Consider the following 23,430-nt stretch of genomic DNA (forward strand, 5'->3'; position numbering starts at 1 on the left):
CGCATGGCGCGGCTGCTGGCATGTTGGGAATTGGGGCTCGGCAACGGCCATCTGAGCCTGATGGTGCCCGCCGCGCGCGCGCTGGCGGCCATGGGACATGAGAGCTGGCTTGCGGCCCGCGATGTCGTGACACCTCCGACGCTCTGGGGAGATGGCCCTCCGGCCTTTTCAAGGGTCGTGCAGGCGCCGCTCTGGGTGCGGCAGCGGATTGCCGTGCCCACCTTCAGCTATGGCCAGGTGATCGGCGATGGCGGCTTCATGAGCGAGGAGGGGCTAATCGAGATCGTCCGCGCCTGGCTCACCCTGTTCGAGCTCGTGCGGCCGGTGGGCATTTACGGCGAGCATGCCCCGGCAAGCCTCCTGGCGGCGCATGTGGCCCGGTTGCCGTCGGCACGGCTGGGCTCGCCGTTCAGCTGCCCGCCTGCCACCGGCCCGATGCCGAGCATCATGCCCTGGGTGCGCGGGCCGGAAGCGGCCGATGATGCCGTGGCCAACCGCGTGATCCGGGCGGTGTGCCGGCATTTCAAGGCGCCGATGCTGGGCAGCGTGCGCGAGCTGCTTGCCACCGCCACGCCGTTCGTGACGAGCTGGCCCGAGGTTGATCCCAGTGCCGGGCGCCGCGACAGCGACTATTATGGTCCGATGGACGGACTGGCACTGGCCGCCCCGCCCGACTGGCCATCAGCACCGGCAGGCGCGCCGCGTATCTTCGTTTATCTGCCTTTCGAGCGGGTACAGGCCGCACCGCTGGTGGAAGCACTGGCGGTGCGGGGCTGGCCGACGGTTTGGGTGAGCGGCAGGCCGTTTGCGGGCCGCTTGCCCGAGTCCATCCGCCACGAGGTGGAACCGGTCGACATCGCTCGCGCGCTCACCGAGGCGCGCCTGTTCGTCACCCGCGTCGGCCATGCCTCGTCGCTCGATGCGCTGCGCCACGGTGCGCCGATGCTGCTGCTCCCCGACATGCTTGAAGCTGAGACGCATGCCCGCCAGCTCGAAGCCCGCGGCCTTGGCCGCCGGCCTGCGGCGTGGACGGCGGACGCGATCGGCGATGCGCTGGATGCGCTTGCAGACGATGATGCCCCCGAGCGCGCAGCGGCGGCGACGGTAAGGGCGCGCTATGCTGCCTATGACGCTCCAGCCGTCGCCGCGACGCTGGGAAGGCGCATGGCACGCGCGCTGCGCCTCCTCTAGATTGACCGCACGCACGAACTTGCCTAGTCGCTGGAACCGTGAGCAGCACCTATCTTGATTTCGAAAAGCCGGTCGCGACGATCCAGGCGCGGGCCAATGATTATCGCGCAGCCGGGGACGAGGCGGGCGCGCGGCATGCCGAGGGGGCGGCGCGGCGGCTGCTGGCCGAGACCTATGCGCGGTTGACGCCCTGGCAGAAGACGCAGGTCGCCCGGCATCCTGCGCGGCCGCACTTCAAGGATTTCGTGGCCGGGCTGGTCGAGGATTTCACGCCGCTGGCCGGTGACCGGGCGTTTGCCGAGGATCATGCGATCGTGGGCGGGCTCGGTCGGCTGCGCGGGCAGAATACGCCGGTGATGGTGATCGGCCATGAGAAAGGCAACGACACCGCCAGCCGGGTGAAGCACAATTTCGGCATGGGACGGCCCGAGGGCTATCGCAAGGCGATCCGGCTGATCGAGCTGGCCGGGCGCTTCAGTGTGCCGATCATCACGCTGGTCGATACCGCGGGCGCCTTTCCCGGGCTCGATGCCGAGGAGCGCGGCCAGGCCGAGGCGATCGCGCGCGCCACCCAGGCGTGCCTCGAAGCACCTGTGCCGCTGATCACGGCCATTACCGGCGAAGGCGGCTCGGGGGGTGCAGTCGCGTTGGCGGCGGCGGACCGCGTTTTGATGTTCGAGCATGCCATTTATTCGGTGATCTCGCCCGAGGGGTGCGCGTCGATTCTGTGGCGCACTGCCGACAAGGCCGCCAGCCATGCCGCCGACGCCGCGGATGCGATGAAGGTGACGGCGGGTGACCTGAAGAAATTGGGCGTGATCGATACGATTGTCGCCGAGCCGCTGGGCGGTGCACACCGCGATCCCCGCGCCGCCGTAGCGGCGTTGGCGATGGCGCTGGCCACCGAGCTGGCGCCGCTGCTGACGCTCGACGGTTCAGCATTGCGCAAGGGCCGGCGTGCAAAATTCCTTGCCATGGGCCGCACGCTCTAGCGTGATTTCAATTTGCCGGGGGGCAACAGCTTCGGGAGCACCACCTTGCGCAAGATTTCACTCGCCCTCATTCCGCTCGCGCTGCTTGCCAGCGCGTCGGCGGCACAAGGGCCAGGCTTTTCCACCAGCGAGCGCAAGATCGGAATCGAGGCGCACCCGCAGTTGCTGCAACAGTTCGGCGGCGCCATGCAGGGGCGTGCTGCGGATTATGTGAAATCCGTTGGCCAGCGGATTGCCGGGCAATCCGGCATGTCGGCGCGGCCACAGGATTATACCGTCACGCTGCTCAACTCCAATATCAACAACGCCTTCGCGTTGCCGGGCGGCTATGTCTACATTTCGCGGCAGCTGCTGGCGCTGCTCAGCAACGAGGCCGAACTGGCCTTCGTCATGGGCCACGAAGTTGGCCATGTCGCCGCCCGGCACTCGCAGAGCCGGCAGCAACGCTCCACGATCAGCGGCATCGGCGCGGCGATCCTGGGGGCAGTGACAGGCTCCAACATCGTTGGCCAGCTCGCCAACACCGGCGCGCAACTCTATACCCTCGGCTTCAGTCGCGAACAGGAACGGCAGGCGGACAGCCTGGGTCTTCGCTATCTGGCCCAGGCTGGATATGACCCGATGTCGAGCGCCAGCTCACTCAATTCGCTCGGCGCACAGACCGGCCTCGAAGCACGTTTGACCGGGAAGGGATCAGGGTCCGGGCCGAGCTGGCTTTCCACCCACCCCGCCAACAATGAGCGCGTAGCGCGCATTCGCAAGGAGGCGCAGACCTTCACTGCGCGTGCGGGCGCACGCGCAATGAACCGCGACACCTTTCTCGATGCCATCGACGGCCTGCCCTATGATGACGACGCGACCCAGGGCGTGATCGAGGGCACGCGCTTCCGCCACCCGCAGCTGGGGCTGGCATTCGAGGCGCCCAGCGGTTTCGTGCTCGAAAACACACCCACGGCAGTCAACGGCGCCCGCGGCAATGCCGGGCGATTCCAGTCCACCGGTGGCCAGCCCGAAGGCCAGACGCTTGCCGCCTATTCGGCAAGGATATGGGCGGCGGCCGGCGCGCAGTCCGCCCCACAGGTGCAGATCAGGCGGATCAACGGCATCGAGACGGCAGTGTCCTCGGTGCGGCAGCGGTCGAACAGTGGCGAGGTCGATGCCACGCTCGCGGTGTACCGCTGGAACGACAATGCCTGGTATCAGATGCTTATGATCGCGCCTGCCGGCCGCGACCCGGGTTTCCAGACGTTGCTGAACTCGGTACGTCGCCTCACACCGCAGGAAACTGCCGGCATCCGTGGCCGCCGGGTCAGCGTGGTGCGTGTGGGCGCAAACGACACCGTAGCGAGCCTTGCGGCGCGCATGGATTATACCGACGACAAGGTGGCGCGCTTCACCATCCTGAACGGCATTGCTGCCAATACGCGCCTGGTGCCGGGAAGCCGCGTCAAGCTGATCGTCCGCGGCTGAGCGACGTGCGCATCGTCCAGGTTGCCGCAGGCGCGCTGATCGACGCGCAGGGCCGGGTGCTGGTTGCCGAGCGGCCGGCGGGCGGCACGATGGCGGGGCTTTGGGAGTTTCCCGGCGGCAAGATCGAGGCCGGCGAAACACCCGAAGCCGCACTTGCGCGCGAGCTGGACGAGGAACTGGGTGTTACCATCGGGTCGCCTACACCGCTCGGCTTTGTGAGCCACGCCTATCCGACCTTTCACCTAGTCATGCTGCTGTTCGGCGTGCGCGAGTGGCGCGGGGAACCACGAGGCCGGCTCAACCAGCGGCTGCAATGGGTGGCAGCGTGCGATCTGGCGGAACTGGCGATGCCGTCGGCCGATTATCCGCTGGTACCGGCGATCATCGCGGCATGTGACGCGCGCGTGACATTGCCGAGCCGGTAGCAGGCGGCTATGCCGCCCACTCCAAGCAAAGGGCGGCGCGCATGAAGATTCTGGCAGGCAATGGCAATCCCGAGCTCGCCCAGGCGATCGCCCATTATCTCGACATGGAGCTGACCAAAGCCTCGGTGCGGCGCTTCGCCGATGAGGAAATTTTCGTCGAGGTGCATGAGAATGTGCGCGGCGAGGATGTGTTCGTGGTGCAGCCGACCGCTGCCCCCGCCAACGACAACCTGATGGAATTGCTGATCTGCATCGATGCGCTGAAGCGCGCCTCGGCGCGGCGCATTACGGCGGTCGTCCCCTATTTCGGCTATGCCCGGCAGGACCGCAAGCCGGGGCCGCGCACGCCGATCTCCGCCAAACTGGTCGCCAATCTCATCACTGTGGCGGGCGCTGATCGGGTGCTGAGCGTCGATCTCCACGCCGGGCAGATCCAGGGCTTTTTCGACATCCCGGTGGACAATCTCTATGCCGCCCCGGTGATGGCATCGGACATCGCCACCCGGCTGCCGCGCGATGCGATCACCGTCGTCTCTCCCGATGTCGGCGGCGTGGTGCGGGCGCGCGCGCTGGCCAAGCGGCTCGGCAATGCGCCGCTGGCGATCGTCGACAAGCGTCGCGAGCGCGCCGGCGAATCGGAAGTGATGAACATCATCGGCGATGTGCGGGACCGCTATTGCGTTCTGGTGGACGATATCTGCGATTCGGGCGGCACGCTGTGCAACGCGGCAGCCGCCCTGATGGAAGCCGGCGCGCGTGGTGCCACGGCGTACATCACCCATGGTGTGTTGTCGGGCGGGGCGGTTGCACGCGTCGAAGGCTCGGCGCTGACCGAACTCGTCGTTACCGATTCGATTGCCGCGGTGCACAGCGTAAAGACCGCGAGCAAGATTCGCCGCATCACCATTGCACCGCTGCTCGCCGAAGCGATGCGCCGCACGAGCGAGGAAAGCTCGGTATCGAGCCTGTTCGACTGATGCTGGAGACCGCCACCGACAGCCGCGCCGCGCGGATTGCTGCCCTGGAGGCGCTCGACACGCGGCTGCGCTGGCTTTCGGCCTGGACGATCCACAACGCCAATCACCTGCGCCCGAGCCGCGATGGTCTCAAGGTCGGCGGGCATCAGGCGAGCTGCGCCTCGATCACCGCGATCATGGCCGCCCTGTATTTCCATGCGCTGCGGCCGCAGGACAAGGTGGCGGTGAAGCCGCACGCCGGGCCGGTGCTGCACGCGATCCATTATCTGCTCGGCCAGCAAAGCCTTGAGCAATTGCAGGCGTTTCGCGCCTTTGGTGGCGCGCAGAGCTACCCCAGCCGCACCAAGGACGTGATCCCGGTCGATTTCTCCACCGGGTCGGTCGGCCTCGGCGTGGCGGTGACGGCATTTGCCAGCCTGGTGCAGGATTATCTGATCGCGCATGGCCAGTTGGCGGAAGCCGATGCCGGGCGGATGATCGCGCTGATGGGCGATGCCGAGCTCGATGAGGGCAATATCTACGAGTGCCTGATCGAGGGCTACAAGCATGATCTGCGCAACTGCTGGTGGATCGTCGACTACAACCGCCAGTCGCTCGACAGCACCACCGCCGACCGGATGTTCCGGCGTTTCGACGATATTTTCGAAACCTGCGGCTGGCGAGTGTTGACGCTGCGCCACGGCAAGCGCCTGCAGGCGGCCTTCCGAAAGCCCGGTGGCCAGGCGCTGCAGGACTGGATCGAGACCTGCCCCAATGCCGATTATGCCGCCCTCACCTATCAGGGGGGCGCTGCGTGGCGTGCGCGGCTAAACGCCGACATGGCAGGCGATACGGCGGCACTGGCGCTGGTGGCGGCGCATGACGATGCGGCACTTGCGGCGCTGATGACCAATCTCGGTGGCCATTGCATCGAGACGCTGATCGAGGCGTTCGAGCTGGCAGCGCAGGACGAGCGGCCGGTGATGTTCATCGCCTATACCGTCAAGGGCATGGGGCTGCCCTTTGCCGGCCACAAGGACAATCATTCGGGGCTGATGAACCCCGGGCAGATCGCGTCCCTGCGGGCCGATCTCGGGATATCCGAGGGTGACGAATGGGCGCGCTGGGGCGGGCTGGGGGACAATAGTGCCGCTGAATTGCAAGCGGTGGTGGATGGCTGTTCGCTGGCTGGACATGCGCCTGAGCCTTTGGCGGCGCCGGTTCCTGTCCCCGCACTTGCCGTGCCGGAGGGGGCGGAACAGGCGACCCAGGCGGCGTTCGGGCGCATCCTGCTCGATCTGGCGAAGTCGGGCCACCCGCTGGCGGACCGGATCGTCACCACCTCGCCCGATGTGACTGTTTCGACCAATCTCGGCGGCTTTGTGAATGCGCGCGGGCTGTTCCGCCGGCAGGAACTGAAGGACGTGTTTGCCGGCGCCAAAATTCCCTCGGCGCAGAAATGGGCTGCGCACGCGGCCGGCCAGCATATCGAGCTGGGCATTGCCGAGAACAACCTGTTCCTCATGCTCGCTGCCACCGGGCTGGCGGCACCGCTGTTCGGCACGCGGCTGCTGCCGGTGGGCACGGTCTATGATCCCTTCATCTCACGCGGGCTCGATGCACTGAATTATGCCTGTTACCAGGATGCGCGCTTCCTGCTCGTCGCCACGCCGTCCGGCCTGACGCTGGGGCCCGAGGGGGGTGCGCACCAGTCGATCAACACGCCGCTCATCGGCATGGGCCAGCCAGGGCTGACCGCCTTCGAGCCGGCGTTCGCCGATGAGCTGGCGGCGATGATGGAATGGGCTTTCCATCACATGCAGGCAGTGGACGGCGGCTCGGTTTATCTGCGCCTCACCACCCGCGCCATTGCGCAGCCGGTGCGCGCAGACGATTCCTGGCGTGCGGCTGCGCTCAAGGGCGGCTATTGGCTGCGCGCCCCCGGCTCGCACACCCGCGCCGCAATCGCCTTCTCCGGCGCCATCGCGCCGGAGGTGCTTGCGGCCGCCGATCTGCTCGCCGAAGACATGCCCGAGTTGGGGCTTCTCGTCGTCACCTCGCCCGATCTGCTGCACCGTGGCTGGTCCGCCGCAAACGCGGCGCGCTGGACCGGCGCCGCGGCACAGCTTGCGCATGTCGATGAACTGCTCGCAGCCCTTCCTGCCAGCGCCGGGCTTGTCACCATCCTCGATGGCTCACCCTCGGCATTGAGCTGGCTCGGCGGCGTGCGCGGCCACCGTGTGGCACCCCTGGGCACCGACAGTTTCGGCCAGACCGGCGACCTGCCCGATCTTTTTCATCGCTATCGGCTCGATGCCGACGCCATTGTCGATGCCGTGGCAAGCCTGCTGGACTGACGCTATTTGCCGATCTCGATCGCGGCATTCGACGCCAACAGCGGAAGCCAGCGCAGCAGCACATCGCGCGCCACCGCCACACAGCCTTCGGTGGCGCGGCCATCGGGCTGTTCGCAGTGCAGGAAGATGGCGCTGCCCAGCCCCGGCACCGGCGGCGCATCATTGTGGCCGAGTACCAGCACCACATCATAGGCGCCATCATCACGCCACAACCGCTCGGCACTGAAGTCGTGCGGATGCTGAACCGGCCGGTTGTACGCCGGGTCGGCCGCATCGTCCGACCAGCCGTCGTTCCGGCGCAGCCAGCGCCACGGCAGCAGCGTCTTCGGTGCCGCCAGCGCGCGATCAGGACGCAGCAGAAGTGTGCGGAGCGGCCAGCTACCATATGGCGTCATCCCGTCGCCCTCGCGCTTGGCCTCCGCTGCGCACGCCCCGTTGCGCCCGAAGCGCGCAGGTACAGTCTCACTGTCGAATGTCAGGGTACCGGCGCCGATGCTGGCGGTCAGGTTGCTCAAAGCTGGTGCCCCTGCCGGTCGCGCTTGGTGGCGAGATAGGCATGGTTGTGCGGGTTGGGCGGCATGGCATGCGCGCGGCGCGACGCGGTGAGACCGTGCGCGGCGAGGCCGGCCACCTTGTCCGGGTTGTTGGTGAGCAACTCCACGCTGCGCACGCCCAACGCTGTCAGCATGGCGGCGGCTATGCTGAAGTCCCGCTCGTCGGGCTCGAATCCCAGCCGGGTGTTGGCGTCGACCGTGTCGAATCCCTGGTCCTGCAGGGCATAGGCGCGCAGCTTGTTGATGAGCCCGATGCCGCGGCCTTCCTGCTGCAGATAGAGGAGGATGCCGCCGCCGGGGTTGGCGGCGATGGCAGCAAGGGCTGCGTGCAGCTGCGGCCCGCAATCGCACTTCAGGCTGCCGAGCACATCGCCGGTGAGGCAGGCGCTGTGCAGCCGGGAGAGCACGGTGGTGACAGGGTTGGGATCGCCGATGAGCAGCGCCAGATGCTCGGGGCCGCCATCGACACTGCGAAAGGCCACGACCTGTGTGTCGGGGGCCAGCGCCAGCGGCAGCCGGGCGCGCGAGGCGATGCGAAGTCGTGCCGCTTGCGCTGGAAGTGCGAGGGCAAGGCCAGCGGATGTTTCAACGACCGCCTCCGCAGCGCCGTGCGGCACGGCATAAACCGCGGGGATCAACCCGGCGTGCTTCGCCAGCGTAATGGCCGCGCGACCCGAATCGGTATCCTCCCCAAGCGGCCGGGTGCGGAACGGGCCCTTCATCGGCGTGGCGAGATCGAGCACCGGGTCGGCGACGGCACGGCTGGCTTCGAGATCGAGCCATGCCGGCCGCTCGACCCATACCGGCTCGGGATCGGCCGCTGCAGCAGCGATCTGGTTGGCCAGGTTGAGCACGGCAGCCCGGCGCGCGGTGATGATCAGCCCGGCACGTGACCGGGTTTCGAGCGCTGCCAGCGCTGCGTCATCGGCCAGCTCGGCCGAAAGCACGGCAAGGCTGCCCACCCGCACGATCTGCCCACGGCGCAGCGCGTCCGACGCGGCGATGCCGGCATAATCGGCGGCGAGCGTCACAGGTCCCCCGTCACAGATCGAGCGTCACGATCTGCGGGATATGATCGGAAGGCTTGCCCCAGTTGCGGGCATCCTCCAGCACCAGGAACGCCTTTGCGGCCGGCGCCAGGTCAGGCGAGGCCCAGATATGGTCGAGCCGCCGGCCGCGATCAGAGGCCTTCCAGTCGGCGGCGCGGTAGCTCCACCAGGTGTAGAGCCGTTCGGGCGGGGCGATGAAGCGGCGGCCGAGATCGACCCAGCCATGGCTCGCCTGGAAGCGCTCGAGCGTCTCCACCTCGAGGGGCGTGTGGCTGACGACATCGAGCAGCGCCTTGTGGCTCCACACATCGCATTCGAGCGGGGCGATGTTGAAATCTCCCACGATCAGCGTCGGTTCGCGCAGGGCGGCCGACCAGTCGGTCATGCGGCCCAGAAAATCGAGCTTCTGGCCGAACTTCGGGTTGAGCAACCGGTCGGGAATGTCGCCACCGGCGGGCACATAGACATTCTCGATCAGGAGTCCGTTCGGCAGCCGGGCGCCGATGTGGCGCGCCTCGCCATTGTCCTGCCAATCGTTGCGGCGGGCTTCCGCGAGCGGGATCCTGGACAGGATCGCCACGCCATGGTGCATCCGCTGGCCGTGGAGCAACCGGTGCCGATAGCCCATCGCCTCGAAGGCGGCGTGCGGAAAGGCATCGTCCATCACCTTGGTTTCCTGGAGGCACAGGATATCCACGCCGGTCTCGGCCAGGAAGCGCTCGACGATATCGATGCGGAAACGAACGGAATTGATGTTCCAGCTGGCGATGGTGATGCTCATCGGTCCAGCCTTAGGGATTCCGCGGCCTTGCGAAAAGGGTCCGCGCGCGCGACACTCCGCGCGATGCGCGCTCTCATGCTCCTGTTCCTCTCGGCTCCGGCGCTGTCACAGGCGCCGCCGCCTTCACTCGATCCTGATGTGTGCGACAACAAGCCAGTGATCATGCTGGTGGCAGGTGACATCAAGGACTGGACGCGGATTCGCGCCTATGGCGCCGCAATCCGGGATTCGGGCCTCTACGACAAGCTCGGCGGCTATTACATCAACGTGCCGCGCAGCATCGCCACCTTCGAGGGCACCCCGCCGCCTGAGCAGAGCATGTTGATGGTCCGGTTCCCCTGCTTCGCGCATGCCAGGACGTTCTGGTATTCGAGGGAGTATCAGGAGCGGCTGAAGCTGCTGCGGCTGGACCCGAGCGCCGGGGATTTCACCGTGACGGTCTATCCCGAAGCCGCCCCGCCTCCGGGGGTGTCGGCGTGGTGGCCCAAGCTCGGGCCGATCAAGACGGCAACGCCGGAGCTGGCGGCCGGCGTGCCGCAAATTGCGGACAAGCCGAAGTGAAGCTCATTCTGCTGGCAGCCCTGCTCGCGAGCCCTGCGGCAGCGCAGATGGCAGATGCCGACCCGACGATGAAGCGCGGGCGCAGTCTCGCGTTGCAGTGCCGGAGCTGCCACAATTTCAAGGCCGGCGAGCCGCACAAGATCGGGCCCAATCTGCACGGCGTCATCGGTGCCAAGGCAGCCGACACCGATTTCGCCGGCTATTCTGACGCGATGAGGGGCGCAAAACTGGTGTGGGACAAGCCGACCCTCGACAAATATCTGGCCGGCCCGGCAACGCTGGTGCCCGGCACCAGGATGGTGTTTGCCGGCATCGCCAAGCCCGAGGACCGGGGGGCGGTGATCGGCTGGCTGGAGGCCAATACCAAATGATCTCGCGCCGCGCCCTGCTGGCAGCGGGCGTGGCGAGTGCGGTCCCGGTCCGCGCCCGGAGCGCGGGGCTTACGGCGGGGCTCGATGTGATCGTCATCGGCGCCGGGCTGGCCGGGCTGAATGCAGCCCTGCTGCTTGAGGAGCATGGGTTGCGCGTGCAGGTTCTGGAGGCCTCGCAGCGCGTCGGCGGGCGGGTGCTGAGCTTGCCGCAAGTGCCCGGCACCCCCGAAGCCGGTGCCAATGTGATCGGCCGCGGCTATGCGCGACTGGTCGACCGCGCCGAGAGCCTCGGCGTGGCGCTGCGGCGCACAGACGCCAATGATCCTGCCGCGGCCGGCCTGCGGATCGCCTTCGGCGGCCGGCTGATTGCGCAGAATGCATGGGAGGGCGATGCCGCCAACCCTTTCGCCGGTCGGCTGCGCGCGCTGCCTCCCTGGGTGGCCGGCAGCGCTGCCCTGCGTGCGCTCAATCCGCTCAAGGGGCCTGAGGATTGGCGCGCACCCGCGTTTACACGTCTTGATATCGCAGTGGCCGAACTGCTTGCACCGCAGGGCTGGAGCGACGCGGCACTGCGCCTCGGCTTCGGCATCAATCCCGGCTATGCGCGCGACGCGACCGACCTCAACGCGCTGATGGCGATGCAAATCCAGACCAGCCTCGCCGGCATGATCGCCGCCGGTCCCGGCATCTTCGGGGCGGTGGGCGGCAACGACCGGATTCCTGCGGCCATGGCGGCAGCCCTCAAGACTCCGGTGCGCTTCGGCGCGCGCGTGGCTGCTATCGATGTCGATACGCAGGGTGCCGATGTGCAGCTTGCCGATGGCCAGCGACTGCACGCGCGTGCCGCAGTGATGGCGCTTCCGGCGCCCGCCCTACGTCGCGTGGTGATTCGTCCGCTCCTGCCCCGGGCACAGAGGCATGCTATTGACTCACTCCCCTACAATGCCGTCACCCAGGTCCACTTCTGAGTAGAGCGCATCTGGTGGGGCGAATCGGGGCCGGGCATGTGGACGGACACCGTGGCAGGGCGGCTGTTCCCTCTTCGCAACGGCGCGGACGGCGCGGTCACCTCGCTGCTGGCCTTTGTGTCGGGCCGTCGGGCTGAAGCGCTTGACGCCATGCCCGAAGTCGCTGCGATGCAAGCGGTGCAATCGTCAATCGAGACCCTGCAGCCAGAAGCGCGTGGCGCGCTGAAGCCGCTCAGGCTGGTCAGTTGGGGGCGCAACAGCTTGGCAGGCGGAGCCTATGCCTGTTGGGCACCCGGGCAGATCGGTGCATGCGCCGATGCAATCGGGCAGGCTGCAGGGCGGCTGGTGTTCGCCGGCGAGCACACCGCACGGGTGGCGCGCGGCATGGAAGGAGCAATGGAAAGCGGCGAGCGTGCCGCCATCGACGTCATGGGGCTGCTATGACCCAGAAACAGTTGACCCCCGCACCGGGGGCATGGTGCGGGGGTCGGGTCTGCGCTCGTCACGCATGGAATGGCGCGTTTAGCACTGCTGGATAACAGGGGGCGAACTCCAGCAGCTGCGCCATTCGTGAAGCCGTTATACCAACACTAGCTTGCGGGCGCATGAACGACTGACATCAGAAACCATGACGCTGAACAATATTCGAAAACGAAGACGACAATGTCTGATCAGCCCGCACGCGAGGGCGTGCGGCGTGGGTCGCGGAACGACCAGTCGGCCTTTTTGAGGTCTGCATTGTAACGCACCTCGGTCAGGCGGATCTCGGATGATCCCCCCTGCGCATCGCGTGCAGTCCATCCAGAAAGCGCAAGGCCGCCAGGCGCGCCGGCCTCTCGCGTGAAACGGATTGCCAGCGTGCCGAATTCGGGGCGCTTGGGGTCGCGCGCTTCCACGATGACCATTTCGTCGCTGCCGCCGATGATTGTGGCGACGCCGGAAAGATCGGGCTCTGCCGAAAGCAGGATGCCGAGCGGCGTCGACTTGACCGGCCATTGGCTCACCTGCCGTACCGAATAATCGACAAAACTCAGCAACCGACCATCGCCGACGAGCAGGATTTTTGCGGTGTCATATTCGAAGCGAACCTTGCCCGGGCGTGCCAGCGCCATCTTGCCAGTAAGCGACCGGCCATCGGCCCCGGTCTGGGTAAAACTCGCAGTCATGCTCGTGGTGGCGGCAAGTGACCGTGACACGTCGGCCAATGTGGCCGGTGCGGCAGCGACAGGAGCCGCCGAAGCAAGAGCAAGTGCGGCAGCAAAAGGAGCGAGGGCGTGTTTCATGAACGACTCTCTGCGCCCGCTGAACTTACGCATTGATGAACTCGGGCATCAACTCAAGCGGCAACCCCAAGAAAGCCCAACTGCGCAGCCTTGAAGATCGTCTGCGAGCGGTTCACCGCGTGGAGCTTTTCGCCGGCGTTCTGGATATGGAAGCGCACCGTGGCGTGACTGCGCGACAGGATGAGCGAAATCTCGCGATCGGTCTTGCCGAAGCTCGCCCAGCGCAGGCATTCGACCTCGCGCTTGGTCAGCTGGCAATCGCTCGGCAAATTGTGGCGGCCATGGTTCGGCCGGGTGCGGTTGGCCTTGGCATAGCCCGCCACAAAGCGCTGGGCGAGCAGGCTGAGCAGATCGCCATGGCTCTCGTATTCGGCCGAAAGATCATCGCGCGCCGGGTCGCGGCTGTTGAAATTGACGATGCCGATCTGCCCGAACGGCAGATGCACCGGCGCCACGATGGCGGCGCGCGTGAGTGCGCGCTTCTCGAAATCATGCAGCGAGATCTGGTCGAGGTAGCGGTTGGGTTGGCGGGTGTGGAAGCCCTGGGCATTGGCCCAGAACGGGTCGCTCTCGTAGCGGCAGGCGCGGGGGAGCGGTGAGGAAAGCGCAAGGCGGGAATCGGTCCACCAGCATTCGGTATCGGGGCACCAGCCGAACACGCTGGCGGCGAGCACCCGGCCTTCGGCATCGCACATCGGCTGCTTGGAGGCGATATTGTCCCACGCCGCGATGCGCAGATCGGCCAGATCGGCAGTAATGTCCCGCAACGCCTCGGCCGCGCGGCCGATATCGGCCAGGCTGGTCACGGTGACGGCATCGAGCCGCTGGCCGAGTTCATTGGCGATCGTCGTGGCGCTGGCCATCAGTCTCTCCCCATCATGGTTGATGCCGGGCCATCTGGCGGGCCCTGTGCATGATTATGTCCCGGCCTGCTGGTCGGACTTGGTAAAAATACTAGGGCCGCAACGCGGCATGGGTCAATCCTCCATCTGCGGCAAGATCGTCATTGCTTTGCATCCGTCCGGGGCTTTGCTACCGTATGTCACAGGGTGGGCACAGGGGCAGCAATGACCGGCGGATGGCAGGGTTCGGGAGCAATCCGCAGTGTCGCTTCGCCGCGACGGCGACTTGTTGCGATGTTTGCCGTCATGCTGCTGGCCCTGGGCGCCCAAGGCCCGGCGCCGCTCGCAGCCGCACCGCCAGCCGTTGCCCGGCACGATTCCGCCATGCACCAGGGAGTTGCCAGCTGTGGCTCGACCACTTGCCACGGCCGGCAGGAAGCGACCGGCCCCCGGGTGCGTCAGAACGAATTGATGGTGTGGCAGGACCCCACCAGCCTCACCGGCACGCATTCGCGCGCCTGGGCCGTGCTGACTGGCCGCCGATCGCAGGATATCGCACGGACGCTGGGCATCGGTGATCCGCAGGCATCGTCCGAATGCATCGCCTGCCATGGTGACCCGGCGCAAGGCCGCGGGCCGCGCTTCCTTCAATCGGACGGTGTCGGCTGCGAAGCCTGCCATGGCGGTTCAGGCGGCGGTTCGGTCAACTGGCTCGCCAGCCATGCCGCCGTGGGCGCCAGCCACGCCGACAATGTGGCGCGCGGGCTGTGGCCGATCAACGAGCCCGGCGTTCGTGCCAGTGTGTGCCTCGATTGCCATTATGGCTCGGCCAAGCCCGGCCAGTTCGTCACCCACCGCATCATGGCCGCCGGCCACCCGCGCATCGCCTTCGAGCTCGATCTGTTCACCAGCCTGCAGTCGCACCATGATGAGGACAGCGATTACGCGGCGCGCAAGGGCATCCAGCCCGGCATCAAGATCTGGGCGGTGGGCCAGGCAATGGCGGTCAGCCGCGCGCTGAAACTCTATCCGCCGCGCGCCGCCGGCAATTTTCCCGAATTCTACTTTTTCGATTGCCGCTCGTGCCATCGCACCTTCTCCGATGACCTGACCGTGGGCGTCGCCGGTCGCACCAACCCGGCGCGCCCGATTCCGCCGGGCAATGTCGTCTGGAACGACGAAAGCCTGATCATGCTGGCGGCAGCCGCCAAGGTGGCAGCACCCGCACTCGCTGGCGAGCTCGATGCCCGCACCCGCAGCTTCCATACAGCGTTGGGCGGAGACCGTGCCGGCGCCCTCAAGGCCGCATCGGCACTCGCCGCCACCGCCGACAAGCTCGCCGCCAGCTTCGAAGCCGCGCGTTTCGACGAGCGCCAGACCTTCGCGATGCTCGATGCCGTGCTGCAAGGCGATGCCGCGCGGCTGACCGATTATCAGGGCGGCGCCCAGGCGGTCATGGCCGCCGACACGCTCATTGCCAGCCTGGTCAAGGATCGGCGCATCACCCCCGCCCAGGCCGCCGCAATGCGACCCGCGCTCGATCGTGCCTATGCTGCGGCACGCGATGCCAATGCCTATGAGCCGGCTGCGCTGCGTTCGGCACTTGCCGGTGTCGCCGGGCAGGTCCGGGCGCTGCAATGAAGTGGGTGGGGGCATCGTTGCTGGCGCTGCTGCTTGCCGGATGCGGCGGGGGAACGGGCGAGACCGGAAGTGGTGCGCCGAGCCCGGTTTCCGGCGGCACGCCCGGCGGCGGCGCGGTCACGCCGGCGGTGCCGACAAGCGTGTTCGCAAAGCCGGCCGCTGAGGCGCTGACAACGGCGGACGTGCAGAGCGTGATCGCCCGAGCCGTGGGCGAGGCACAGGCGCGCGGGCTGCCGGTGGTGGTGGCCGTGGTCGACCGGGTGGGCAATGTGCTGGCGGTCTATCGGATGAATGGCGCGCGGCCGATGGCAAGGGCGCGGCCCGGCGGTGCGGCGGGCAGCCTCGATGTGCAGAATGTGGAGTTTCGCGCCGAGCTGGCGGCGATCGCCAAGGCGATAACCGGCGCCTATCTTTCCAGCGGCGGCAATGCCTTCTCGACGCGGACCGCATCGATGATCGTGCAGGAGCATTTCCCTCCAAGCGCCAACACGCGCGGGCTGGAATCGGGGCCGTTGTTCGGGGTGCAGTTTTCGCAGTTGCCGTGCTCTGACTTGAACACGCGCTTCGGCGTCGGGTCGCCCATGATCGGGCCCAAGCGTTCGCCGCTCGGGCTGGCGGCGGATGCCGGGGGCTTTCCGCTCTACAAGAATGGCGTGGTCGTGGGCGGCGTCGGCGTGATGGGCGACGGCGACTATGGGTTCGACCCGGAGGTCGTCGACATCGATGTCGATGATGAGGAGTTTATTGCGCTGGCCGGCACCACGGCGTTTCCGGCACCCGAAACGGTGCGGGCCGAGCGGATTTCGGTGGACGGCACGCTGCTGCGCTACAGCGATGCCAAGGCCGAGGGGTTGCGCGTCAACCCGGCGAGCGCCAGCACCGGACTGCTGACCACCGCAGGGTCGCTGGTTGCGGTGAACGGCTTCACCGGCGGCGGGCTCATCGCCGGCACACCCTATGGCGACGAAGCGAGCGGCGTGCGGCCGGCGACAACTGCGGAATTCAACCATCCCGATGCCTATGTGCTGAGCGACGGCGCGGGCAACAACCGCTATCCGGTGCGCAGCGGCACCGATGCGGCGGAGGTGGCCACGCCGCTCACCGCCACCGAAGTGCGCGCTGTGCTGGAAGAAGCGTTCAAGATCATGAGCCGATCGCGCGCGCAGATCCGGCAGCCGCTCGACAGCCGGGGCGAGGTGTCGATTTCGGTGGTCGACACGCGCGGCGTGGCACTTGGGCTGGTGCGAGCCCCCGATGCGCCGATCTTCGGCATCGATGTGAGCTTGCAGAAAGCGCGGTCGGTGGCCTTCTTTTCCGGATCGCGTGCGTCGGCCGAGCTTGGCGCCGTGCAGACCGCGATCGGCACGCCCGACGCCAATGTGCGCGATTTCGCGGAGCGGCTGGCGTTGTTCTTCGCTGGTGCCAATGGCAGCTTCGATGGCCGTTTTGCGGTCTCCAACCGCGCCCTGGGGCTGGTGGCACGGCCGTATTTTCCGGATGGCGAACTGGGCCGGGCACCGGGGCCGCTTTCGAGGCCCTTGGCACTGTTCTCGCCCTTCTCCAACGGGTTGCAATCGGCGCTGATCGTGCAGAACCTCGCCGCATCGCTGGGGAACATCAACCTGGCGCGCTGCATCTTCCTGCCCAACCATCCGGGGGGATCGAACCGGCTGGCGAACGGGCTGCAGATCTTTCCGGGCGCGGTGCCGATCTACCGCGGCGCCACGCTGGTCGGGGCGATCGGCGTTTCGGGGGACGGCATCGACCAGGATGACATGGTGAGCTTCCTCGGCCTGCACAACGCCGGGGTGCGGGTGGGCGGCATCGGCCTGCCGCCAGCCGCCATCCGCGCAGACCAGATCGTCGTCCCCGTACCCGGCGGCAACTCGGTCCGCCTGCGCTTCGTCAACTGCCCCTTCGCCCCCTTTGTCGACACGGCCGAGCAGAATGCCTGTCAGGCGCTCTAGGCTCCTCCTGGGATGCGCCATGCTGGGGCTGGCCACCCCGGCGATGGCGGGACCATTTTCGAAATGGTTCGATTGCTACGACAGGCTGGCGCCGGCGAACGATGCCATGGCCGCCGAGCCGGAGGCTAGCCAAGGCGGCGAGGCCCTCAACGCGCCGATCGAGGGTCGCCGCCGGCCAGGGCTTTTCAGCCGCGACCTGGAAGACCGTGTCCGCCAGCAAAACCCGGGTGCGGTAGCGCTGCCTGAGGACAGCAACTATCCGCGCGATCATCTGCCGGTGCCCGATCGCTGGCGGCTGGTGGAGACGCTGGGGCTCGTAAAATCGAACTGGAGGGACCCCTATAACCAGAACACGCTGAAGGGTGATCGGCCACTGTGCGGCACCACCGACAAGTTCTTCCAGCTGACGATGATCTCCGACACCGTCGCCGAGCCGCGCAGCTTCCCCACCCCGGTCGGCAACCAGACGACCGAGCGCCCCGGCAACAACGACGTGTTCGGCCGCCAGCACAGCACGGTGTTCGCGCAAACCTTCATCGTCGGCGCCGCCCTTACCAAGGGCTCGACCGCGTTCAAGCCGCCCGATTACGAGCTGCGCGCCGCGGTGGCGGTGCAGTACAACCTTGTCGATGTGTCCGAGCGGCGGGTGCTGCTGGTGGAGCCGTCGCGCCCCTCGGTGCGATCGCGCGTGTTCGTCGGCGTGCAGGAGCTGTTCTACGACAAGCACTTGCGCAACACCTCGGACCGCTATGATTTCGACTCGGTCCGCGTCGGCATCCAGCCGTTCAGCAGCGATTTTCGCGGATTCCTGTTCCAGGACAACCAGTTGGGCGTGCGGCTGTTCGGCACGCGCGACAACAACCGGCTGCAGTATAATCTCGCTGCCTTCTGGCGGCTGGAAAAGGACACCAACTCGGGCCTCAACGACATCTCGCGCACCCCGCGCCGGGATGTCGTGCTCACCGCCAATGTCTATCGGCAGGATTTGCCGCTGCCGGGCCTCACCTCGCAGTTGTCGGCCACATGGAACATCAATCGTGAGCGGGGCGATGTGCAGGTCGATACCAACGGCTTCCCGGTGCGCCCCGCCCTCATCGGCGAGCTGCGCGGGCGGAACTACGATGCCATTTACCTGAGCTACAATGCCGATGGCCGCATCGGCCGCATCAACCTCACCGCATCGGCCACCTATCTGCTCGGCACCAACCGCAACAACATCTTCACCGGCCGGCCGTCGAACATCCGCGCCTTTTTCGTGGCTGCCGAGCCGAGCATCGATTTCAACTGGATCCGCGTCCGCCTTTCGGGCCTTTACGCCAGCGGCGACGGCAACCCCTTCGACAATACCGACAGCGGCTATGACACGATCTTCGAGAACCCGCAGTTCGCCGGCTCGGACACCAGCTACTGGATCCGCCAGACCATCCCCTTTGCCGGCGGCGGCCGCGCCATTGCCGTCAATGGCCGCAACGGCATCTTGAACACGTTGCGCTCGTCCAAGGAGCAGGGCCAGTCCAACTTCACCAACCCCGGCACGATGCTGCTGGGTGCTGGTGCCGATTTCGAGGTGCTGCCCGAGCTGCGGGTGACGGCGAACGCCAATTACCTGTGGTTTGCCAACACCGCGACGCTGCAGGCGCTGCGCGTGGAAGGGAGCATTCCGCGCGAAATCGGCGCCGACCTGAGCCTGGCGACCATCTACCGGCCCAATATGAACCAGAACCTCGTCTTCCGCCTCTCGGGCGCCATCCTGCAGCCCGGCAAGGGCTTCAAGGACCTTTTTGCCAATTCGCCGCGGAACGAACGTTATTATTCGGTGCTCTTCAACGCCGTGCTGGCCTATTGATATGCGCATGAGGGGGCTCAAGTTCGCATTGGTCGCAGCATTGGCGCTGGCGGGAGTCAGTATCGCCAGTGAAGGCGAGAAGCCGATAACGCGCAACTACGCCCGTGTGATCGCCGCCCCCGCCCCCAAGGCACAGAGCTGGGAAGCTGCCGACGCCAAGAGTGCCGGCTGCATCTCGTGCCACACCGCATCGGACCAGAAGACGATGCACGCCGCCACCTCGGTGGTGCTCGGCTGCACCGATTGCCACGGCGGCGATGTGAAGATCATCGCCCCCGCAGCGCTGGCGCGCACCGACCCGGCCTATGACAAGCTGATGGCCGAAGCGCATGTGCTGCCGCGCTACCCCGAAAGCTGGCACTGGCCGTCCTCGGCCAACCCCAAGCGCAGCTACACGCTGCTCAACAAGGAATCGCCCGAGTTCGTGAAGTTCGTCAACCCGTCCGACTATCGGGTGGCGCGCGAGGCGTGCGGCGCCTGCCATCTCGGCACAATCGAAGCCGCCGAGCGGAGCCTTATGGCCACCGGCGCCATGCTGTTCGGCGGAGCGGCCTACAACAACGGCATCGCGCCCTACAAGAACTACATTTTTGGGGAATCATACACCCGCGAGGGGACGCCGAAGATCCTGGAGGACATGCACGGCGAGGGCCATGGCGCGGTCAAGGATGGCCACGCCATTCCCTCCGAGCCCGCCGCCTTCTTCTCGCCGCTCGTCGGCAGCAAGACCGGCCTTACAGATGCCGAGCGGGCGCGCGGTGCGCTGCCGTTCATGGTGCCGCTGCCGGCCTGGCAGGTGCTGCCGCCCGCCGACATCTTTCGTGTGTTCGAGCGCGGTGGCCGCAACATCAACCCCATCTTCCCCGAAATCGGCTTGCCCAACTCGCTCGGCCAGATCCAGCGGCTGGAGGAGCCCGGACGCCCGGATATCCGCCAGTCCAACCGGGGTGCGGGAACCGGCCTGCGCATCGCCGTGCCCGTCATCAACATCCACAAGACGCGCCTCAACGATCCCTTCACCTGGTTCATGGGCACCAACGACCAGCCCGGTGATTATCGCACCTCGGGCTGCGGCGCCTGCCACTCGGTTTATGCCAATGACCGCGATCCCAAGCACTCGACCATCTATGCCAAATACGGGCGGGACGGGACGAGCATCACCGCCGACCCGACGATCAAGCGCGAGGAGCCGGGGCACCCGCTGCGCCACGAGTTCACCCGCGCCATCCCCAGCGCGCAGTGCATGAACTGCCACATGCACCAGCCCAATGTGTTCGTGAACAGCTTCTACGGCTTCACCATGTGGGATTACGAGAGTGACGCCCCCAACATGTGGCCCGGCCCTGAAAACGCATTGCCCCGCCCCGAGGGCATGAGCGACGCGGATTATCAGCGCACCTACAAGCAGCAATTCTACCCCACGGCCGCCGAAACCCGCGAGACCAACGAGCGCAACCCCGAGGCCGCCGCGGCGCGCGGGCTGTGGCGCGACATGGACTTCCTGCGCACCGTTGCGGACCGCAACGGGCTGGGCAAGGACACGCAGTTCGCCGACTATCATGGCCATGGCTGGAACTTCCGCGCCGTCTACAAGCGCGACCGCGACGGCAATCTGCTCGATGCCAAGGGCAACATCGTTGCCAACAACGATCCCGAAAAGTTCAACCGCACCGGCGCCGATCTGTTCGCCGCCCCCGCCTCCAAGTCTGCCGAACAGGGCGGCAGCGGCCAGAACGGCAAGGCGGTCCATATGCTCTCGATCCATGCCGAAGTCGGCATGCAGTGCGTTGATTGCCACTTCGCTCAGGATGGCCATGGCAATGGCTTCATCCATGGCGAAGTCGCCAACGCCGTCGAGATCGGCTGCAAGGATTGCCACGGCACCGCCGATGCCTATCCGAGCCTGCGCACCTCCAACATCGCCGCGCGCCCCGAAGGCAAGGACCTCAGCCTCATCCGCAACCCCGATGGCCGCCGCCGCTTCGAGTGGCTGGATGAAGGCGGTGTTCGCAGGCTGGTGCAGCGCTCGGTGAGCGACCCCAAGCTCGAATGGACGCTCAGCCTCGTCAAGGATTCGGTCACCCGCGGCCACCCCGATTTCAACGAGAAATCGGCGCGGGCGAAACTGATCGGCAAGGCCAACACCGGCTTCGGCCCCGGCGTGGCAAAGGGCGACCGTGCGCATGACGACGACAATATGGCGTGCTTCACCTGCCATCTGAGCTGGACCACGAGCTGCGGCGGCTGCCACTTGCCGATCGAGGCAAACTGGAAGTCCGGCACCCACAAATATGAGGAGCAGGAGACGCGCAACTACGCCACCTACAACCCGCAGGTGGCGCGCGACGACATGTTCCAGCTCGGCCGCCACCAGACGAGCAAGGGTGGCATCGTCGCCCCCATCCGCTCAAGCTCGGCGCTGATCCTGACCAGCACCAACATCAACCGCGAGCGCATCTACATCCAGCAACCGCCGATCGCCGCTTCGGGCTTCTCCTCCCAGGCCTTCGCCCCGCACTTCCCGCACACCGTGCGCAAGGAAGAGACGAAGACCTGCTCGGATTGCCATGTCAGCGAGAAGGACGACAACAACGCCATCATGGCGCAGCTGATGCTCACCGGCACCAATTTCATCAACTTCATCGGCCTCAACACCTGGGTCGGCCTCGATGGCGGCTTCGAAGCCGTGCGCGTGACCGAATTCGGCGAGCCGCAAGCGGTGTTCGGCTCCTATCTCCACCGCTTCGCCTACCCCGATTATTACAAGCAGCATGTCGAGAAAAACGGCCGCGAGCTCATCAACTGGACCCGCGGCAAGACCTTCGACAAGAAGCTGTCGGGCGAAACCGACTCGATCGAGGAGATCGCCAACGTCCACCAGGGTGCCGGCGGGGCGGCGCGCTGCATCCAGAACCGCGGCGAATATCTGTTCGTCGCCGAGGGCAAGGGCGGCTTCCGCGCTTATGATATCGCCAACATCGGCAACAAGGGCGTCTCCGAGCGCATCGTCACCGCCCCCTTCTCGCCGCTCGGCCACAACACCCATATCAAATCGAAAAACGCCACCTGCATGGCGATCGCCACCACCCAGCCGATCGCCGTGGTGCGCAACGACAAGATGATGGCCGAACAGGCGCTCCGCGCCGAAGGCAAGGTCCCCGCCGATCCGCTCGGCGGCATGAACCAGGAGCAGCCCTTTCACCCCATCTACCGCTACGCCTTCATCACCGATGCGGTCGAAGGCCTGATCATGACCGATATCGACACGCTCAACGACGGCGAGCCGCGCAACAACTTCTTCCGCCGCCTCAAGCTCAAGGACGGCACGACCGCCTTCAACCCCGGCGGCGCCCTCACCGGTGCCCGCCACATCACGCTCGCCGGCCATTTCGCCTATGTGGCCACCCCGTCAGCGATGGTGGTGATCGACCTCGACGATCCCGCCGACCCCAAGATCACCGCCAGCGTGCCGCTCGCCGATCCGCGCGGCTCCTCGGTGCAGTTCCGCTACCTCTGGGTCACCACCGCGCGCGGGCTTGAGCTGCTCGATGTCACCCGCCTCGCCCGCCCGGTGCACATCGCATCCGCCACCGTCCCCATCGCCGATGCCCGCCGCGTCTACATCGGCCGCACCTACGCCTATGTCGCCGCCAAGGCCGAAGGGCTCGTCATCGTCGACGTCAAGACGCCGCGCAGCCCGACCGTCTACATGCGCTACACCGCCGACGGCCGGCTCACCGACGCCGAGGACGTCGTGCTCGGCAGCACCAACGCCTCGCTCTTCGCCTATGTCGCGGACGGCCGGAACGGCATGAAAGTCCTCCAGCTCCAGTCCCCCGAAAGTCAGCCCAACTTCTACGGCTTCTCCGCCGCCCCCAAGCCCGAACTCATCGCGTATCGGCGCACCAAGCAGCCCGCACTCGCCATCGCCAAGGGCCTCGACCGCGACCGCGCCGTCGACGAAAGCGGCCACCAGGTCGCCGTCGTCGGCCGCCTCGGCTCCCGCCCCTTCACCCGCGCCGAAATGCAAAAACTCTTCATCGGCCCGAACGGTGAGCCGTACTTTGTGTCCGACGTGCCGAATATGGCGAACTGGTCGCCGCTACGTGTGGCTGGGAAGTAAGCGGGCCTCCGGCGGCTGGGGCCTTGGCCCCAGACCCCTTGTGTTTCGCGTCA

At 66.7% G+C, this 23,430-nt stretch carries 17 protein-coding genes and 1 pseudogene; 13 read left to right on the forward strand and 5 right to left on the reverse strand.

The window, feature by feature from the left end:
• The first annotated feature begins 3 nt into the window (after positions 1-3).
• Genes FHS79_RS01595 through FHS79_RS01615 form a run of 6 tightly spaced genes read left to right on the forward strand, consistent with a single transcriptional unit; the run spans position 4 to position 7,391 of the window.
• On the forward strand, positions 4-1,191 hold the full coding sequence (locus FHS79_RS01595; RefSeq protein WP_184194361.1) for a glycosyltransferase: 1,188 nt from the start codon (positions 4-6) through the stop codon (positions 1,189-1,191).
• A 38-nt stretch (positions 1,192-1,229) separates the two neighbouring features.
• The gene (locus FHS79_RS01600; protein WP_184194364.1) at positions 1,230-2,183 is read left to right on the forward strand and encodes an acetyl-CoA carboxylase carboxyltransferase subunit alpha; all 954 of its coding nucleotides are present in this window, start codon (positions 1,230-1,232) and stop codon (positions 2,181-2,183) included.
• A 45-nt stretch (positions 2,184-2,228) separates the two neighbouring features.
• The gene (locus FHS79_RS18625) at positions 2,229-3,653 is read left to right on the forward strand and encodes a M48 family metalloprotease (RefSeq protein WP_243452568.1); all 1,425 of its coding nucleotides are present in this window, start codon (positions 2,229-2,231) and stop codon (positions 3,651-3,653) included.
• 5 nt (positions 3,654-3,658) lie between these two features.
• Positions 3,659-4,078 carry an 8-oxo-dGTP diphosphatase MutT gene (gene mutT / locus FHS79_RS18630; RefSeq protein WP_274603640.1) on the forward strand — a complete coding sequence of 140 codons (420 nt, stop codon included), beginning with the start codon at positions 3,659-3,661 and terminating at the stop codon, positions 4,076-4,078.
• A gap of 41 nt (positions 4,079-4,119) precedes the next feature.
• Positions 4,120-5,055 carry a ribose-phosphate pyrophosphokinase gene (locus FHS79_RS01610; protein ID WP_184194367.1) on the forward strand — a complete coding sequence of 312 codons (936 nt, stop codon included), beginning with the start codon at positions 4,120-4,122 and terminating at the stop codon, positions 5,053-5,055.
• Positions 5,055-7,391, forward strand: a complete 2,337-nt coding sequence (locus tag FHS79_RS01615) for a transketolase (RefSeq protein WP_184194370.1) — start codon at positions 5,055-5,057, stop codon at positions 7,389-7,391. The genes FHS79_RS01610 and FHS79_RS01615 overlap by 1 nt, the downstream gene beginning before the upstream one ends.
• A gap of 2 nt (positions 7,392-7,393) precedes the next feature.
• Here FHS79_RS01615 and FHS79_RS01620 read toward each other — a convergent pair whose 3' ends face one another.
• Genes FHS79_RS01620 through FHS79_RS01630 form a run of 3 tightly spaced genes read right to left on the reverse strand, consistent with a single transcriptional unit; the run spans position 7,394 to position 9,775 of the window.
• On the reverse strand, positions 7,394-7,906 hold the full coding sequence (locus FHS79_RS01620) for a L,D-transpeptidase family protein (RefSeq protein WP_373289710.1): 513 nt from the start codon (positions 7,904-7,906) through the stop codon (positions 7,394-7,396).
• A complete protein-coding gene (locus FHS79_RS01625; protein ID WP_341534399.1) occupies positions 7,903-8,976 on the reverse strand; it encodes a GTP cyclohydrolase II in 1,074 nt (357 codons plus the stop codon). Before FHS79_RS01625 ends, FHS79_RS01620 begins: the two co-directional genes overlap by 4 nt.
• A 10-nt stretch (positions 8,977-8,986) precedes the next feature.
• Positions 8,987-9,775 carry an exodeoxyribonuclease III gene (locus tag FHS79_RS01630; protein ID WP_184194373.1) on the reverse strand — a complete coding sequence of 263 codons (789 nt, stop codon included), beginning with the start codon at positions 9,773-9,775 and terminating at the stop codon, positions 8,987-8,989.
• Positions 9,776-9,838: 63 nt separating this feature from the next.
• On the opposite strand from FHS79_RS01630, the gene FHS79_RS01635 reads away from it, so the two are divergent.
• The 3 genes and pseudogenes from FHS79_RS01635 to FHS79_RS01645 all read left to right on the forward strand — a co-directional run bounded on the left by FHS79_RS01635 (position 9,839) and on the right by FHS79_RS01645 (position 12,119).
• The gene (locus tag FHS79_RS01635) at positions 9,839-10,336 is read left to right on the forward strand and encodes a DUF1330 domain-containing protein (RefSeq protein WP_184194376.1); all 498 of its coding nucleotides are present in this window, start codon (positions 9,839-9,841) and stop codon (positions 10,334-10,336) included.
• A complete protein-coding gene (locus FHS79_RS01640; RefSeq protein ID WP_184194379.1) occupies positions 10,333-10,707 on the forward strand; it encodes a c-type cytochrome in 375 nt (124 codons plus the stop codon). The genes FHS79_RS01635 and FHS79_RS01640 overlap by 4 nt, the downstream gene beginning before the upstream one ends.
• Positions 10,704-12,119: pseudogene (locus FHS79_RS01645) on the forward strand (flavin monoamine oxidase family protein). The gene FHS79_RS01640 and the pseudogene FHS79_RS01645 overlap by 4 nt, the downstream one beginning before the upstream one ends.
• Before the next feature lie 227 nt (positions 12,120-12,346).
• Here the strand turns inward: FHS79_RS01645 and FHS79_RS01655 are convergent.
• Positions 12,347-12,958 carry a LolA family protein gene (locus FHS79_RS01655; protein WP_184194388.1) on the reverse strand — a complete coding sequence of 204 codons (612 nt, stop codon included), beginning with the start codon at positions 12,956-12,958 and terminating at the stop codon, positions 12,347-12,349.
• A gap of 53 nt (positions 12,959-13,011) precedes the next feature.
• Complete coding sequence (locus tag FHS79_RS01660; protein WP_184194390.1) at positions 13,012-13,821, reverse strand: helix-turn-helix transcriptional regulator; 810 nt, start codon at positions 13,819-13,821, stop codon at positions 13,012-13,014.
• A 285-nt stretch (positions 13,822-14,106) separates the two neighbouring features.
• On the opposite strand from FHS79_RS01660, the gene FHS79_RS01665 reads away from it, so the two are divergent.
• The 4 genes from FHS79_RS01665 (at position 14,107) to FHS79_RS01680 (ending at position 23,377) form a co-directional block, all read left to right on the forward strand.
• Positions 14,107-15,441 (forward strand): cytochrome c family protein, encoded by a 1,335-nt coding sequence (locus tag FHS79_RS01665; protein ID WP_243452569.1) that lies wholly within the window; start codon positions 14,107-14,109, stop codon positions 15,439-15,441.
• On the forward strand, positions 15,438-17,408 hold the full coding sequence (locus tag FHS79_RS01670) for a heme-binding protein (RefSeq protein ID WP_184194395.1): 1,971 nt from the start codon (positions 15,438-15,440) through the stop codon (positions 17,406-17,408). Before FHS79_RS01665 ends, FHS79_RS01670 begins: the two co-directional genes overlap by 4 nt.
• Positions 17,409-17,514: 106 nt before the next feature.
• On the forward strand, positions 17,515-19,254 hold the full coding sequence (locus FHS79_RS01675; protein ID WP_243452585.1) for a hypothetical protein: 1,740 nt from the start codon (positions 17,515-17,517) through the stop codon (positions 19,252-19,254).
• 7 nt (positions 19,255-19,261) lie between these two features.
• Positions 19,262-23,377, forward strand: a complete 4,116-nt coding sequence (locus FHS79_RS01680) for a multiheme c-type cytochrome (RefSeq protein WP_373289712.1) — start codon at positions 19,262-19,264, stop codon at positions 23,375-23,377.
• Positions 23,378-23,430: the final 53 nt, after the last annotated feature.

Source organism: Polymorphobacter multimanifer, from assembly GCF_014205635.1.
Taxonomy (GTDB): Bacteria; Pseudomonadota; Alphaproteobacteria; order Sphingomonadales; family Sphingomonadaceae; genus Sandarakinorhabdus; species Sandarakinorhabdus multimanifer.

Excerpts from the sequence above, each read along its gene's own strand:
- FHS79_RS01595 (WP_184194361.1), top strand. The coding sequence starts at position 4 with ATGGCGCGGCTGCTGGCATGTTGGGAATTGGGGCTCGGCAACGGCCAT.
- FHS79_RS01610 (WP_184194367.1), top strand. The coding sequence starts at position 4,120 with ATGAAGATTCTGGCAGGCAATGGCAATCCCGAGCTCGCCCAGGCGATC.
- FHS79_RS01615 (WP_184194370.1), top strand. The coding sequence starts at position 5,055 with ATGCTGGAGACCGCCACCGACAGCCGCGCCGCGCGGATTGCTGCCCTG.
- FHS79_RS01630 (WP_184194373.1), bottom strand. The coding sequence starts at position 9,775 with ATGAGCATCACCATCGCCAGCTGGAACATCAATTCCGTTCGTTTCCGC.
- FHS79_RS01635 (WP_184194376.1), top strand. The coding sequence starts at position 9,839 with ATGCGCGCTCTCATGCTCCTGTTCCTCTCGGCTCCGGCGCTGTCACAG.
- FHS79_RS01655 (WP_184194388.1), bottom strand. The coding sequence starts at position 12,958 with ATGAAACACGCCCTCGCTCCTTTTGCTGCCGCACTTGCTCTTGCTTCG.
- FHS79_RS01660 (WP_184194390.1), bottom strand. The coding sequence starts at position 13,821 with ATGGCCAGCGCCACGACGATCGCCAATGAACTCGGCCAGCGGCTCGAT.
- FHS79_RS01665 (WP_243452569.1), top strand. The coding sequence starts at position 14,107 with ATGCTGCTGGCCCTGGGCGCCCAAGGCCCGGCGCCGCTCGCAGCCGCA.
- FHS79_RS01670 (WP_184194395.1), top strand. The coding sequence starts at position 15,438 with ATGAAGTGGGTGGGGGCATCGTTGCTGGCGCTGCTGCTTGCCGGATGC.
- FHS79_RS01675 (WP_243452585.1), top strand. The coding sequence starts at position 17,515 with ATGGCCGCCGAGCCGGAGGCTAGCCAAGGCGGCGAGGCCCTCAACGCG.
- FHS79_RS01680 (WP_373289712.1), top strand. The coding sequence starts at position 19,262 with ATGAGGGGGCTCAAGTTCGCATTGGTCGCAGCATTGGCGCTGGCGGGA.